We start from the raw sequence: 15,177 nt of genomic DNA, 5'->3' as shown, positions 1-15,177 counted from the left end.
TTGGGCCGCCCGCACACGTTTCTACGCCTCTTCCGGCTCGAGCTCCGGCTCCATGAGCCCAAGCTCCGGAACCTCAAGCTCCTCGCGGTTCAGCACGCGCCTCATGCGATCCACGTCGAGTTCCTTCTCCCAGCGGGAGACCACGACGGTGGCGACGCCGTTGCCGACCAGGTTCGTGAGCGCGCGCGCCTCGGACATGAAGCGGTCGATGCCGAGGATGAGGGCAAGCCCGGCGACCGGGATGGTCGGGATCGCGGCGAAGGTCGCGGCGAGGGTAACGAAGCCGCTGCCGGTGACACCGGCCGCACCCTTGGAAGTGAGCATCAGCACGCCGAGGATGGTGAGGGTCTGGGTCATGGTGAGCGGGGTGTTGGTCGCCTGGGCCACGAAGATCGCCGCCATGGTCAGGTAGATCGAGGTGCCGTCCAGGTTGAAGGAGTAACCGGTCGGGATGACGAGACCGACCACGGACTTGGTGCAGCCGAGATTCTCGAGCTTAGCCATCATGCGCGGCAGCGCCGACTCGGAAGACGAAGTCCCCAGCACGACCAGGAGCTCTTCCTTGATGTAGGCGATGAACTTGAAGATGTTGAATCCGCAGATCTTGCCGATGGTGCCGAGCACCACGAAGATGAAGAGGAGACAGGTGAGGTAGAAGCTCCCCATCAGCATGCCGAGTTTCGCGAGAGAGCCGAGACCGAACTTGCCGATGGTGAATGCCATGGCCCCGAAGGCGCCGATGGGGGCGAACTTCATGATCAGGTTGACGACGCCGAAGAGTGCGTGAGAGACGTCATCGATGAACTTGTAGATCGGCTTTCCCTTCTCGCCAAGCGCGGAGAGGGCGATACCGAAGAAGATGGCGAAGAAGAGCACCTGGAGGATCTCACCCTTGGCGAAGGCGTCCACGACGCTGTTCGGGATAATGCCCAGGGCGAAGTCGGCGAAGCTGTGCGACTTGGCGGCGGTAGCGGTGTAGGTGGCGAGCCCCTTGGTGTCGAGCTTGGTGACGTCCGCGTTCATGCCGACGCCGGGCTGGATCACGTTGATGACGAAGAGACCGATGCCGAGGGCCACGGTGGAGACGAGCTCGAAGTACAAAAGGGCCTTGCCGCCCACGCGCCCGACCTTCTTCATGTCGTCCATGCCGGCGATGCCGGTCACCACGGTACAGAAGATGACGGGTGTGATGATCATCTTGATCATCTTGATGAAACCGTCACCAAGCGGCTTCATGGCAGCCCCGGTATCGGGCAGGTAGTAGCCAAGGGCCACCCCGATCGATATCGCCATCAATACCTGGAAGTACAGAACCTGGTAAAACTTCTTCGCTTTCATGGTCTCTCCTTTGAAAATGTTTCTATTGCAAAACCGCTCATCGAATCTGCAGTTCATTTCGCCGGAACATCGTTTGACACCTCATATCAGCAAGACGAATACCAAGCTCTGTATACGAATGTAAGATGCCGGAATCAAATACAAAAATAATGTTTTAGGCATGAGAGACCCCATCAAAGGTATTAACCAAAGAAAACACCTTTACTGTTGCAATTGGAAAAACCGCGACATTTCGGCGAGATGCGACACTTAACCCTGGTTAAGATCTTAACCATGGTTAACACCATTGCCGGTTCCGAGGGAGTTTGGAGGGTGCCGGAGGGGGTACTGCGGAAAAAAAATGGAGAAAAAAATCGCGCCCCGAAGGGCGCGGCAGGCTACTTTCTTCTGTGTCTGGCTACTTACGTGACATCTTGAGACGCTTGTTGAGCGCAGGGGGTGAAATCCCGAGAAGGCGCGCCGCAATGGCCTGCACGCCGTTGGCCCTGGATATCGCCTCCTCCACGAGCAGTTCCGCCGCCTCGGCAAAAGTGGGAAGGCGTTCGAAAACGGCAAAGGGGTTTTGCCCCTGCACCGGCAGGGGTTCGTCGCTGCGGCTCTGTCCGATGGCTTTTAGGAAGCTGTCCATGGAAAGGATGCGCTCCTTGTGCAGGCTCACCGCGTTGTACACCATGCCGCGCAGCTCCCGCACGTTTCCGGGGAAGCTGTAGGTGGCGAGGATCTGGGCGAGCTCCTTTGGCGGGGTCGGCTTCTTTTTCCCCAACGTTTTCGCCGCTTCAGCCAAAAAATACTCCAGCAGCAAAGGTATGTCACCGACCCGGTCACGCAAGGGGGGGATGTGGATCTTATGGGTACAGAGACGGTAGTAAAGGTCGCGGCGGAACTCTCCGGCAGCCTCCCGCGCCGCAAGATCGCGATGCGTTGCCACGACGATGCGGGCGTTCATCCGCTTGGGCCGGTCCCCTCCCAGCGGGAAATACTCCCCCTCCTGCAGCAGGCGCAAAAGCTTCACCTGCGATGCGATGCTCAGGTCGCCGATCTCGTCCAGAAACAGCGTGCCGTTGCCCGCCTGCTCTATCATGCCCGGGCGCGCCTGATCGGCACCGGTATAGGCGCCGCGGACGTGCCCGAAAAGGGTGTCGGCAAACACCGTGTCATCGAGGCCCGCAACGTTAACGGCGACGAGCGGCCCGGAACAGCCGCTTAAGGTATGCACGGCACGCGCGATCAGTTCCTTGCCGACGCCGCTCTCGCCGGTGATCAGAAGCGGCTGGTGGCTTGGCGAAACGGCCTCGACGTAGTTGAAGAGGTCCTGCATGCGCGGGTCGCCGGTCACGATGTCGGTGAACGCCTCCGGGTGCTGCAGCTGCCTCGACAGCATGCGGTCCGACATGGTACGGAACTCCTGCTGCAGCTCCAGAATCCGGATGGCGCGCAGCACCCCGCCGACCAGCCGGTCCTCCTCATCGGTCTTCACGATGTAGTCGAAGGCACCAAGCTTCATGCAGCGCACCGCGGTCTCCAGCTGGTTCATGCCGCTCACGATGATGGTCATGATTCCGGGGTGCCGCTCGCCGATCTGCTGCAAGAGCGTCTCGCCGGCAAGCTGCGGCATGGTGAGGTCCAGGAGCACGAGGCCGATCCCTCCCTGGTCGAGGAGCCCCATCACCTCGCGGCTCTCCTGGCAGGTCACGATGTTGTTGATCCCGGCGCAGCTTTTGAGCGTGAGCGAGAAGGACTTGAGCCAGGCCGGCTCGTCGTCGACCAGTAGGATGCTGAAGGCGGGGAAAAGGGTCTTTTTCATGCTTCCTTACTCCTGTGGGGGACGGGCAGCGAGAGGATGACGGTGGTGCCGGAGCCGGCAGCGGAAGAAAACTGCAGCGCGCCGCCGTGTTCCTCCACGATCCCCGCGGAAACCGAGAGCCCGAGGCCGGTTCCGCCGCTGTCCCTTTTGGTGGTGAAGAAGGGGTCCATGAGGTACGGCAGATGCTCCTCCGCCACCCCCACCCCCTGGTCGGTGACCTGGAGCCGGACCACCCCTTCGTCCTGCTGATAGCTCGTGCCGATGAACACGCCGCACTCCCGGTCCGGGAGCGCCTGGCAGGCGTTCAGCACGAGATTGACGATGACCTGCTCCAGGCGCTGGGCGTTGCCGCGCACGTTCGGAAGCGAGCCGTGCAGCGCGGCCTGGAAATGGTTCGTCGAGGAGCGGATGGTGGGGTCGACGAGGCGCAGCGCCGTTCGCACTACCGCGTCCAGGTCGATGAGCGTCTTCTGCCCCATGTCCTTGCGGGCGAAGTCCTTAAGGTCGTTGACGATACGCTTGATGCGCTGGGCGCCGTCCTGCATCTCGTCCAGGATGCGCGGGATCTCCTCGCGCATCTCCGAATATGGAACGCCCCCCAGCATGAAGTCGCCGTGCTCCTGGAAATGGGTCTCCAGGATCTCGCCCGCGTCGTCGTGCACCCTTTTCAGCACCGGGATGTCGAGGAGCAACAGGCCGTTGGGGTTGTTGATCTCGTGGGCGACGCCGGAGACGAGCGTGCCGAGCGAGGCCATCTTGTCCGCCTGGATCAGCTTGTCCTGGTGGCGTTTCAACTCTTCCAGCGCCTTGTTGCGCTCGGCCACCTCCTGGGCGAGAGCGGTCGTGCGCTCGGCGACCCGCTTGTGGAGGGTCTTCGACCAGAGCGCGGTGACCGCCAGGATCACGAGAAGCGGCACGAGGATCATCGCGCCGTACCTGATGGCAAGCTCCCGTGTCACCCTGGGGGGATCGTTCACGCCGAGCCAGCGGTTGTAGATCTCGGCGTACTGCCCGGTTTTGATGACGATGGCAAGCCCCTCGTTGAAGCGTGTGAGCAGTTCCCTGTTGCCACGGTTCACCGCGTAGCAGTACTGCTCGCTCACCACGGCCTTCGCCACCGGCACCACGTTGGTCAGGTGCAGCTCGCGGATCAGGTACATCCCCGGCAACTGCGCCACCACCGCGTAGTCACACTGACCGGAGGCCAAAAGCCGCATCGCCTCGGCGGGGGTGGGGGTGAGCACCAGATCCTTCGCGAAGCCCAGCTGCTTCAGGCGCTCGTGCATGATGCCGTCCTGAAAGACCAGCACCTTCTTGCCGCGCAGCTCCTCGAGCCCACGCACCGGTTTCGTGTCGCGTCTTGCGAAGATGGCGTGGTGCACGATGGTGTGCGGCGGAGAGAAGTCGACCGATTGCAGGCGCTGCGCCGAGTAGGAAAGCCCCTGCAGGATGTCGATGTGGCCGTCCTGAAGTCCGGCGCGCACCTCGGACCAGTTGCCGAAACGGAACTCGACCTTCATCCCCATCACCTCGGCGATGGCGCGGGTCAGGTCGACGTTGTAACCGGCGGGGTTGCCGTCCTTGTCGATGAACTCGTAGGGTGGATAGGCCCGGTCTCCCCCCACCACGATGGTCGAGGCGGGGTCGAAGTGGACCGGCTGGTCGGGGAGGAGCCCCCCGGAAGCGGCCAGGGCCGCGTGGGTGAAGAGCAGGAAGGTGAGGAAGATAAGACCGGCTACGGGATGGAAGATGCGGGTCCTGAACTTCTTGTCGAAGGACTTTCTTGTGCCTGTGCAGGCGTCGTGAACCACTGTTCCATCCTTGTGCGTTGGTGCGGCGCCCCCCTCGGGTCGGCAGCGGGACAGCCCGTCCCACTATCGCACGCGCAAGGCGTACAAGTCAATGAAGCTCATTATAAAAAAATGTCTCCCCGAGATGAGGCTCTGCAGGGAACCTAGCGTCCCCCCCCTTTGCGAAGGTTCATCCGGGAATTCCGGGGAAGAAGCGTTTCAAGCAACCCTTGTCCTTTCTCGCTGAGAACGGTGCCCTCGCGCTCCCCCCTTTGCGAAGGGGGGGACGTTGGGGCGCATGCACCAGTTCGTTGCAGCTGGCTCCGTGTTTCCGGGAATCCCCGAACCTTACCGGAGCCGCTGCGCCACGAGCTCCGCGAGATCCTTTGCAGCCATATCCCCTTCGTACCCGCCGGTCTTGATGCCGTCCTCGAACATGGTGAGGCAGAAGGGGCAGTTGGAGACGAGCATCGGTGCGCGGGTCTCCCCGGCCATCTGCACGCGCGCCACGTTCACCCGGGTTCCCACCCGCTCCTCGGCGAGGATGCGTCCCCCTCCCCCGCCGCAGCAGAAACTCTCCATGCGGTTTCTGTCCATCTCGGTGATGTTTCCGCCGAGCCTCTCTATGATCTCGCGCGGCGGCTCGAAGATGTCGGCGTAGCGCCCGACGTAGCAGGAGTCATGATAGGTGCAGTCGAAGCTCTCCCCCTTTGCGAGCTGCAGGCGCCCCTGTTCGATCAGCTCGGCGACGAAGACGGTGTAGTGCTGCACGGGAATGTCGAAGTCCAGCTCCCGGTAATCGCGGGCGAGCGTGTTGAAGCAGTGCGGGCAGGTGGTGACGATTCTCTGGACGCCGTACCCCTTGATCTTCTCTATGTTCTCACGCGCCATGGTCTGGTAAAGGTACTCGTTCCCAAGCTTCCTCGGGGGCTCGCCGCAACACTTCTCCTCCTTGCCCAGGATGCCGAGCCTCACCCCGGCGGCGGAGCAGATCCTCGCGAAGGCCCGCGCCACATCCTGGTTTCTGCGGTCGAAGGAAGCGTAACAGCCGACGAAGTACATGACGTCGAAGGGCTCGCCGCTTTCCAGGGTCACCACGTCGAGCCCCTCCGCCCATGCGCCCCGCTCGGCCCAACCGAGCCCGAAGGGGTTGCCGTTCACCTCGTAGTTGGCGATGGCGCCACGCACCTCGTCGCCGGGAAACTTCCCTTCCATGAGGGCCAGGTTTCTGCGCATCTCGAGGATCTTGTTCACGTGCTCGATGTCCACCGGACAGATCTCCTGGCAGGCCCGGCAGGTGGTGCAGTCCCAGAGCACCTCTTCGGTCACGTAGCGGCAGAGATCCCCCTGCGGGTCGTTGAGCGCCATCTCCCCCACCTGCTGCACCACCCGCATCGGCGAGAGCGGCTTGCCGGTGGTCCAGGCGGGACAGCGATCCTGGCAGCGCTTGCACAGGGTGCAGGCATCGGCGTCGTAGACGTCCTTCCAGGCGAGATCGGTCGCCTTGGCGGCGCCGAACTGCTCCGCGCTCTCGTCCTCGAGATCGATGGTCGCGATGCTCCCCTTCGGGCGCAGGTCGGTGAATAGGTAGTTCGCAGGGTCGGTGAAGAGGTGCCTAAGCTTCGTGCCGGGGATGGCGACGATGAACCCCATGGCAAGAAAGAAGTGCCCCCACCAGAGCACCTTGTGCGCCACCGAGATCCTCCCTAGGTCCCATCCGGCGAAAAGCGGCGTGAGCAGGAGGCCACCGGGGGAGAAGCGGGCGAGCTCCGGGTTGACGGTCACCTCGGTGGCCGCCATGCGCAGCGCCTCGATGACGAAGCCGGACACGAGGATGGTGAAGAGGAGGGCATGGGCCAGGTAGTCGTCCCGCTTTGTCACGAGCCCTTCGGGCTTCACGAAGAAGCGGCGCACGAAGAGCCCCGCCAGCATGAGGATGGCGACCATCCCGGCGATATCGAGAACGATGGAGTAGGTCTTGTAGAAGGTCCCCTTGAGAAAGGTGAGGTCGAAGAGGGGGACGGTGAAATCCACCTGCAGCATGATGAGGAGGGTGCCGATGAACAGCAGCAAAAAGCCCCAGAAGAAAAAGGCATGCAGCGTTCCCGGCTCAGGTACCCGGAGCACCTTGGCCTGGGTCAGTGCCCCCTGCAGCATGAGTTTGATGCGCAGCGCGAGGCGATCGAGGCGCTCCATCGGCTTTGCCTGCCGGTACATGGGGAGACGCTTCCAGAATCCGAAACCGCAGGCACCTACGGCCAGGAACGCGAAGAGGTACATGACCCAGATGAGGCCGTGGTTGACGTTCCAGTAGATCTCGCGCGTCGCTTCCATTGAGTCCCCCCGAGGTGCGGAATTGGCAAACTATAACCGAAGCGGGACGCGAGGGACAGGAAATTATGCAGGGTAGACCAGTCCCCCTCTTTAGGCTGACTGACCAGGGCAAATCCCCCCTGTCCCCCCTTCGCAAAGGGGGGAACGCTTGGGCGAGCTGTCCTCTGTTCCTTTTGAATTAGGCGTGGTTGCGCAGCATGAGCTCTGAGGGGTGGGGGGCGAGGTAGACCTGCTTTGCCAGATACTCCTGCCGGTATTTCGCGACGTAGTGCCGCAGCAGGGTGATGGGAACAACGAGTGGGACGAGGCCGTCGTGATAATCGCCGATGACGCCTAGAAGCTCCTGCTTCTCTTCCGCGGAGAGTTCCTTCTTGAAATAGCCCATCACGTGCATCAGCACGTTGGTCTGCTTCTTCACCGTGGCGTGCAGCTCCAGGGCCGTCATGAAGAGCTCCTCGTAGCGCTCGAGGAGTTCGGGAAGCGCGATCTCCCGGCCATGCCCGACCAGCGCCCCCATCTCCCGGTAGTGCTGCGTCGAATGGGACATAACGAGGAGCTTGTGGCGGGTGTGGAAATCGACAAGCCCCCCAAGGTCGGGGTTGGCGGCGAGGAAATCCTTCCAGCGCCTGAAGCTGAAGACGCGCTCGATGAAGTTCTCACGCAGCACCGGATCGTTCAGCCTCCCCTCTTCCTCCATAGGGAGGTGCGGAAACCGCCTCACCATCGCCTGCGCGAAGAGGCCGCTGCCGCTTCTGGCCGGCATGCCGTCACGGTACACCTTGACACGGAACAGTCCCGAAGAGGGGGATCCCTTTTTGAAGACGAACCCGCACAGTTCCTCCCGGGCTAGCACCTCGACCTTATCGCGGCAGAAGGCAAGCATCTGGTCGGTTTTGTCGATGCGGGTCTTGTGGGTGATGAGGCGCGGATGCTCGGGGTCTCCCTCCAGGCGCATCGCCTCGCGCGGCACGCTCATGCCGGACTCGACCTCGGGGCAGACCGGAACGAAGGTAAAGAAACACCCGAGCACGTCGGTCAGGTACCGATCATGCTTGTGACCGCCATCATAGCGTACCTTCTCACCTAGCAGGCAGGAACTCACCCCGATCTTTATGGGCGCTGCGCTCGTTTGCGTCATGGGGAAGACCTCACGTCAAAGTTACTGCTTTAGGCGTGATTCTGTCAGAATTCACACCATAGGGGGAGACGGCTGTGCGAAGATCCCCTCTCCGACGTAAAGCCGCACCTGCCTTGGGGGCTGCGGAGCCCTCGAGTCGTGCTTCGGAACGGAGGGGACGGAGCGGTGTAGCAACTGCTGCTTAAGCGAGTTCTCGCGGTGAGTTGGGTAGGACTGGAACGATGAAAGCACGTCTTGCTCCTTTTGCGACAGGATTTTTAAACCATCCCATAGGAGCAAATTCCCGGCCAAAACCGCAACACACTGATTTACCTACGAACGGCCTGCCAAAGGGGTGCGAAAAACACGACAGCCGCAAAAACGGTGACATCAGCCTGACGTTATCCCGCCGGACCTTCCCTTTCCGGCCAGGCCGAACCGTTCCTGCACCTCCGCAGGCGCCTCGTCGAAGCCCTGGAACTCCATGGTGTAGCTCGCTCTCCCCTTGGTCGCACTGCGCAGCTCGGTCATGTAGCCGAACATCTCCGCCAAGGGGACGCTCGCCCGCACGACTTCCATCTCGCCCCGCCGGTCCAGCCCTTCCACCTTCCCCCTCTTCTGCTGCAGCCCTCCCAGCACCTTTCCCAGGTAATCGGCAGGCGTCTCCAGCTCCAGCTTCATGATCGGCTCGAGGAGCATCGGCTTCCCCTCCCGGGCCGCTAGCACCACTCCCCGCTGCGCCGCCCCCCTTAAGACCGGCTCGCTCGGGGCGACACCCGGCTCGACGGGAACTTCCACGACCTGCACCTCGAGATCGGTCATGGCATAGCCGGTGAGGCACCCTCCATGGCACGCCTCCATGATCCCCTGCTCGACCGCCGCGAGCAGCTCGGGGGTGATCGGTGCGACCGGTGTGGGCAGGATGATGCGGACCCCGGAACCGCGCGATGTGGGCGTCAGGCGCAGGAGAAGCTCCGCCTGCTCGGGACGACGCTCCGCGATGGTCTGGAACACCTCACGGCGCACCACCTCGCGCCGCAGGGCCTCACGGTACACCACGCGCGGGCGCCCCGTTTTCACCTGGACACCGTACTCGCGGCGCAGCCGGTCGACGATGATCTCCAGGTGCAGTTCCCCCATACCGGTCAGGATGGTCTGACCGGTCTCTTTGTCCTCGTGCACCCTGAAGGTCGGGTCTTCCCACTGGAAGTAATCCAGCGTACCGAGAAGGTTCCCCCGGTCCTCAGCCCCTTTCGCTTCCACCGCCACCGACACCACCGGCTCGGGCACAGCCACCCCCTCGAGAAGCAGGGGATGTTCCGGGTCGCAGAGGGTGTCGCCGGTAAGGGTCGCCTGGCACCCGGCCACCGCGACGATGTCCCCCGCCACGGCCTCGGGCACCTCCTCCCTGCGGTGTGCGTGCATCCTGAAGAGGTGCCTGATGCGCTCGCCGGCGCCGCGCCCAGGGTTTAGGACGCTTGCCCCCTGCTTCATCCTGCCGCTGTAGATGCGCACATAGGTAAGCCGCCGCCCCTCTTCCGCCATCACCTTGAAGGCCAGGGCGCGCAGCGGCAGGTTCGCGTCGCAACTGAAGCTTTCCGCCTCTCCGCTTCCGGGGTGCCGCCCTATCATCGCCGGGAGGTCCAGTGGCGACGGGAGGAAGAGGCAAACCGCGTCCAGTACCGGCTGCACCCCCTTGTTGCGCAAGGCCGATCCGAGCAGCACGGGGAAGATGCGGCAGGATATGGTTCCGCGACGCAGCGCGAGCTTCAGGCGTTCACTCTCAACCGCGCGCCCCTCGAGAAAGTCGGACATGACCTGGTCGTCGAAGTCCGCGGCGGCCTCGGTGACGGCCAAGCGTGCGTTTCGGAGGGCTTCCTCGTGCTGTAAAGGGACAGGCTTACGCTCTACCGTCCGCCCGAGGTCGGTCTCGGAAAAAACTATCATCTCCTCTTCAACGACGTCGATGACGCCGCTAAAGCCACCCTCGGTGCCGACGGGAAGCTGCAAGAGCACCGGCCTCGCCGCAAGGCGTTGCTCCATCTGGCGCAGCACATGCTCGTGATCCGCGCCGAGTCGGTCCATTTTGTTTATGAGGCAGACCCTCGGCACCCGGTAGCGATCCGCCTGGCGCCAGACCAGTTCACTTTGCGGCTGCACCCCTTCCACGGCACTGAAGATCGCCACTGCGCCGTCCAGGACACGGACGCTCCGCTCAACCTCGATGGTGAAGTCGATGTGCCCGGGCGTGTCGATCAGGTTGATGCGGTGCTCGCCCCAGCGGCAAGAGGTCGCGCTGGCGGTGATGGTGATGCCGCGCTCCTGTTCCTGCGGCATCCAGTCCATGACCGCCTGACCGTCATGCACCTCCCCCATCTTGTGCGTCTCGCCGCTGTAGAAGAGGATGCGTTCGGTGACGGTGGTCTTGCCCGCGTCGATATGGGAGATGATGCCGATATTGCGTATGTGGGAAACGTCGCTGGCGGTAATGGCACTTCTCCTTTCGCTTTTTTCTCGTCACCTTCGAAAAGTTCAATGATATCGGACCAGACACAGAAGTCAAAACGTCCTCTCTGTCAGTCGTCGCTCCCGGCTCATTGCACGGTCCTCACGCTTACGTTGACATTTCCATATTATATATTAAGTTTTTCCAATTCAACCAGGGAGCATCCCTTACATCACAACCAAGGAGGAAGTCAAAGAATGAAAAAGATGAGCATGATGCTAGCAGTAAGCCTGTCGGCTGCCGTCGCACTGAGCGCCCCGATCCAGATCCATGCCGCCCAGCAAAGCACAAGCAAAGCGGACAACACCCAAAAGAACGCCGAAAAGGGAGTTACCGCCGAGCAGCAGAAGGAGAACAAGACAGACCGCGAGATAACCAGGGAAATTCGGCGCAGCGTAGTAAAGGACAAGGCCCTTTCGATAAAGGCGCACAACGTGAAGATCATCACCAGAGACGGTCACGTGACATTGAAAGGCCCTGTGAAGAACTCAGACGAAAAGAAAGCGGTTGAGAAAGCAGCGGAAGAGGTTGTCGGGAAAGGCAAGGTAACCAACGAAATTGAGGTTGCCCCCGCCAAAACCAAGAAGGAAAAAAAGGAAGACAAGGAGAAAAAGGAACAGACGGAGAGGTAGGGTAGCGGCCGGCTCGGAGCCGGCTGGCGAGTCCTCATCCCCCTCCCGCTTTACGGACCTGCGCGCCGCGGTGCTTCGGTCCGCGAAGGCGGGAGGGGGCAGGGGTGAGTGAAGCTCCAACATGCGGGCATGGCGGCGTAGCCCAACCCGCAAGAGCAGTGGAACACGCCTTACCTATCGGGATCACCATCCTGCCCAGACCGGTGCTTCTGCTTACGGGCCAGGATTGCCGCCCATTGCTGCTGCACTTCCTCGGGCGCGTACTTTTTGAAAAAGCGCGGGAAGAATCGCGCGATGAGCCGGTCTTCCCAGGTAAAGGTCGCCACCCAGCGCTCCGCCGGGTCGGCGCGCTTCTCTTCTTTCATAAGCCTGCCTCCGGATCACCAATGCCCCGTCAGGCTGACCCGGCGGGGCGACGCGGAAATCCACAGCTTGCCGTTGATCAACTCCCCAGCCACCACCCCGGTCGCAGACCCCAGTCCATCAGCCAGCAGGTCGTACCAACTGAAGTGCGTTCCGCTGAATTCATCGACCACCTCTATGGCAAAACCGGGAATGAAAGCGAGCCCCCCGGAAATGACCATGCGCTTTGGCTGCTCCCAGTCCTTCGTGTGATAGATAATTGTATCAGCGGTGAGGCCCAACACGGCCCCTCCTGCGAAGTGGGAAACTTTGTCTTTATCGATGGCGTAGGCCGGAAGCGTAATAAACAGCACGATCAGAAAAACCAACGTTCTCATGGCTGCTCGTCCTCCTGTCATGATGCGTTTGCGAGCTATGGCATCAGTACGCTTGCAGGAAGCATTGCTGCTTTATATTGTACCGAACAGGAGCCTTACCACCATGCCGTACCGCCGGTTTTTGCAGGTGAAAGAAAGGACCTGCCGTTACTCATCTGATCATTCTTGCAGATAACGGGATTGTTGTATAATATCCGGTATCTCAGCCACCGGCGATGATCACCGCCCGTAAAGGAGTGCCCCCATGACTAGAAACGAAATACTGGAGTTTCTGAACTCAAATCCCATTTTCCACATGGCCACCGCCGAAGGCGACATTCCGCATGTAAGGGGGATGCTGCTCTACCGGGCCGACGAAAACGGCATCGTTTTTAATACTGGCAAGATCAAGGATCTTTACCGTCAGTTGAACAAGAACCCGAGGGTCGAGCTCTGTTTCAGCAACGGCATCTTTGAGAACCTGATCCAGGTGAGGATCGCAGGGACCGTAGAAGCGCTCGAGGACCTGGAGCTCAAGAAAGAAATCGTGGCGAAGCGAGAGTTCCTGAGGCCGTGGGTGGAAAAGGTCGGGTACGACCAGTTGGCCGTGTACGTCCTGAAAAAAGGGAACGCCACCGTCTGGACCATGTCGACCAACACGGAGCCCAAGGAGTACATCCAGCTCTAAGCGCTGAAACCACCGCTCTCAAAGAGGAAGGCGTCTCCCCAAGGGAAGACGCCTTTTTTTGATTATTTCGTCCTATTTCAGGAAGAAGGTGACCGGCGGCGACCACGGCCCCGCGCCGGAGCGGTTGTGCCCCCTGACCCGAAAGCCGTGTTCCCGGTCGACGGTCAAGCCGTGGACCACCATCGTTTCACCAGCGTTGAAAACGTGAGGGCGCCAGTTGCTTTCAATGGAAAGGTCCCCTTCTCCCACCTTCAGTTCCCACAGGATTACCCCCGGGAGCGGATTCACCGTGATAGCGGCACTACCCGAAACAGGCCCCTGGTATATGGCGACCCCTTGCGGCATCAACAGCGCCGGGTCCCCCTTGCGCGGAGCATTGGGGGTGAAGCCTGTGTACTGAATTACGCTCGGATCACTCACGGCAGCGAGGTTGTAGTATGCCGCCACCGTGTCCAATTTTTTTACTGCTTCCGCCTCCGCCGCCTTGCGCTCCTGGATCTTGATCGAATCATGCGTCAATGACCCCTCATGGGCGTACTTGAGCCTCTCTCTGGTAGTCAGCAACTCGGCTGCACTTGCCACGCCTTGAGGTATTCCGTTTTTGAAAGCGGCGTTACTTTCCATTGCAGCGGCTACCGAACCCAGCTCATTAATAAGAGCGACGGCGTTCATCCTCCGGTACGCAGTTGGTATTTGCATGTCGCCTCCTGTTTGAATTGGTTTTCTTTAACAAAAAGGGAGTATACTGAGCGGCGCCGAGTTAGCAACCCCAATTCAAAAAAAGCCTCCGGCATGCTGGGCTGAAGGCGACCTTTTGCGCTGCGAGAAACCTCTTGTGCACTGCGAGAGACCCTTTGCACACTGCGGAAGACCTCTCGCACACTGCGGAAGACCTCTTGCACACTGCGAGAGACCTCTTGCGCACTGCGGAAGACCTCTTGCGCACTGCGGAAGACCTCTTGCACACTGCGAGAGACCTCTTGCACACTGCGGAAGACCTCTTGCACACTGCGGAAGACCTCTTGCACACTGCGGAAGACCTCTTGCGCACTGCGGAAGACCTCTTGCACACTGCGGAAGACCTCTTGCACACTGCGGAAGACCTCTTGCACACTGCGGAAGACCTCTTGCGCACTGCGGAAGACCTCTTGCACACTGCGGAAGACCTCTTGCGCACTGCGGGAGACCTCTTGCACACTGCGAGAGACCTCTTGCACACTGCGCACGTCCTCCCGCCAACAGACAGGCAGAGTGCTGACAAAAAAGCCCTACCCCCGTAAGGGGGCAGGGCTGTAAAACTGCCTGGGCTGTGGCGGCGCTATAAATTGCCGGGTGTGGAAGGAATTGGTGCCGCAGGCTCGTGCATGGCGGCATGTGCGAGAGCCCTGTCCTTCATGGACTGCTGCATAGTCGACTGTTTCATAGTCGCCGTGGCCGACATGGCCTGGCCGGTCATGGACGCGGAGGCGTTGGTCCCGTGATGGGTGTCACCCATCCCTGCACCAGTGGCCATCCCGGCACCTGTGCCCGTCCCGGCACCTGCGCTGGACCCCATGCCGGCACCGTGCCCGGAGCCCATACCGGAGCCGTGCCCAGAGCCGCCTCCCATCCCGCCGCGAGCCATGCCCTGGGAGGCAAAGGAAAGCAGGGTAAGCGCTGTCACTGCATAAATGGCCATTGTTCTCTTCATGATGGTTCTCCTTTGATGTTTTTTGCAACTGCACCTCCTTTTTACATAAGACGTGCCAACGAGATGGCCCGTTCCTGAACACGTAGTTACGCGCAGTTACCGCATTACCACGGCCCGAAGGGGTGCAAAGAGGCGTCGTACAGGTGAAACAGATTGCACTCCACCTGTGCCGGTATGCTCGGGGCAGGTTGCTGAGTCATAAACCGATTTCCGTTGACATGACAAACGGTCATTTATTACATTGGCAGTAAATAAAGGGGAGTAGTTATCGGTCACCGAAAAAGACCGATCCGGTTCTCGTCAATACGGCCTAAGGCCCGGGACCCGGAGCAGCAGAACGCCAACAAGACCTTTATCCAGGCACATGCCCGGGTAAAGGTCTTTTTTTTATGCCACGGCAGAGACATGCCGACGGAGGAGTAAAAATGAAGAGGTCGATGAAAGACACAGGTACGAAGATAGGGGATCGCATCCGTGAGTGGTTGGACTCATTGTTACCCGTCGTGCTGCCGCCGGTCCCCGTCCCGGTACCGGTCAAAGGCGACCGGCGCGGCCGCTA

14 protein-coding genes are annotated in these 15,177 nt (G+C 60.9%); 3 read left to right on the top strand and 11 right to left on the bottom strand.

Translation table 11 applies throughout. The features are described from left to right. Positions 1-21 precede the first annotated feature (21 nt). From E4633_RS12710 to fusA, 7 genes are all read right to left on the bottom strand, one after another. Entirely contained in the window at positions 22-1,338 is a 1,317-nt protein-coding gene (locus E4633_RS12710; RefSeq protein WP_135870642.1) for a dicarboxylate/amino acid:cation symporter, read from the bottom strand. Positions 1,339-1,735: 397 nt separating this feature from the next. Next, positions 1,736-3,142: a sigma-54-dependent transcriptional regulator gene (locus E4633_RS12705; RefSeq protein WP_135870641.1), complete on the bottom strand. Its 1,407-nt coding sequence runs from the start codon at positions 3,140-3,142 to the stop codon at positions 1,736-1,738. After that, positions 3,139-4,953 (bottom strand): transporter substrate-binding domain-containing protein, encoded by a 1,815-nt coding sequence (locus E4633_RS12700; RefSeq protein WP_135870640.1) that lies wholly within the window; start codon positions 4,951-4,953, stop codon positions 3,139-3,141. The genes E4633_RS12705 and E4633_RS12700 overlap by 4 nt, the downstream gene beginning before the upstream one ends. Positions 4,954-5,280: 327 nt before the next feature. Beyond that, complete coding sequence (locus E4633_RS12695; protein ID WP_135870639.1) at positions 5,281-7,266, bottom strand: heterodisulfide reductase-related iron-sulfur binding cluster; 1,986 nt, start codon at positions 7,264-7,266, stop codon at positions 5,281-5,283. A gap of 178 nt (positions 7,267-7,444) precedes the next feature. Continuing rightward, complete coding sequence (locus E4633_RS12690) at positions 7,445-8,404, bottom strand: YbgA family protein (protein ID WP_135870638.1); 960 nt, start codon at positions 8,402-8,404, stop codon at positions 7,445-7,447. A gap of 51 nt (positions 8,405-8,455) precedes the next feature. Next, positions 8,456-8,635 carry a hypothetical protein gene (locus E4633_RS12685; protein ID WP_135870637.1) on the bottom strand — a complete coding sequence of 60 codons (180 nt, stop codon included), beginning with the start codon at positions 8,633-8,635 and terminating at the stop codon, positions 8,456-8,458. 138 nt (positions 8,636-8,773) lie between these two features. After that, entirely contained in the window at positions 8,774-10,873 is a 2,100-nt protein-coding gene (gene fusA / locus E4633_RS12680) for an elongation factor G (protein ID WP_135870636.1), read from the bottom strand. Between the two features lie 213 nt (positions 10,874-11,086). Between fusA and E4633_RS12675 the strand changes: the two genes are divergently transcribed. Beyond that, on the top strand, positions 11,087-11,521 hold the full coding sequence (locus tag E4633_RS12675; protein ID WP_135870635.1) for a BON domain-containing protein: 435 nt from the start codon (positions 11,087-11,089) through the stop codon (positions 11,519-11,521). A 170-nt stretch (positions 11,522-11,691) separates the two neighbouring features. Here the strand turns inward: E4633_RS12675 and E4633_RS12670 are convergent, their stop codons facing one another. Continuing rightward, positions 11,692-11,886, bottom strand: coding sequence for a hypothetical protein (locus E4633_RS12670; RefSeq protein WP_135870634.1), 195 nt, complete (start codon positions 11,884-11,886; stop codon positions 11,692-11,694). A 15-nt stretch (positions 11,887-11,901) separates the two neighbouring features. Further along, a complete protein-coding gene (locus tag E4633_RS12665) occupies positions 11,902-12,261 on the bottom strand; it encodes a hypothetical protein (RefSeq protein ID WP_135870633.1) in 360 nt (119 codons plus the stop codon). Between the two features lie 244 nt (positions 12,262-12,505). Between E4633_RS12665 and E4633_RS12660 the strand changes: the two genes are divergently transcribed. Continuing rightward, positions 12,506-12,928 (top strand): pyridoxamine 5'-phosphate oxidase family protein, encoded by a 423-nt coding sequence (locus E4633_RS12660; protein ID WP_135870632.1) that lies wholly within the window; start codon positions 12,506-12,508, stop codon positions 12,926-12,928. Between the two features lie 72 nt (positions 12,929-13,000). On the opposite strand, the gene E4633_RS12655 is transcribed toward E4633_RS12660, so the two are convergent. Next, positions 13,001-13,447 carry a fibronectin type III domain-containing protein gene (locus E4633_RS12655; protein ID WP_135870631.1) on the bottom strand — a complete coding sequence of 149 codons (447 nt, stop codon included), beginning with the start codon at positions 13,445-13,447 and terminating at the stop codon, positions 13,001-13,003. A 300-nt stretch (positions 13,448-13,747) separates the two neighbouring features. On the opposite strand from E4633_RS12655, the gene E4633_RS20990 reads away from it, so the two are divergent. Next, a complete protein-coding gene (locus E4633_RS20990) occupies positions 13,748-14,224 on the top strand; it encodes a hypothetical protein (protein ID WP_135871586.1) in 477 nt (158 codons plus the stop codon). A gap of 22 nt (positions 14,225-14,246) precedes the next feature. On the opposite strand, the gene E4633_RS12645 is transcribed toward E4633_RS20990, so the two are convergent. Then, entirely contained in the window at positions 14,247-14,618 is a 372-nt protein-coding gene (locus E4633_RS12645; RefSeq protein WP_135870630.1) for a hypothetical protein, read from the bottom strand. Between the last annotated feature and the right edge of the window lie 559 nt (positions 14,619-15,177).

This window comes from Geomonas terrae, from assembly GCF_004791675.1.
Lineage (GTDB): Bacteria > Desulfobacterota > Desulfuromonadia > Geobacterales > Geobacteraceae > Geomonas > Geomonas edaphica.
Note: the sequence above shows the minus strand (reverse complement) of the source record. Positions and strands in the feature narration are given on the sequence as shown.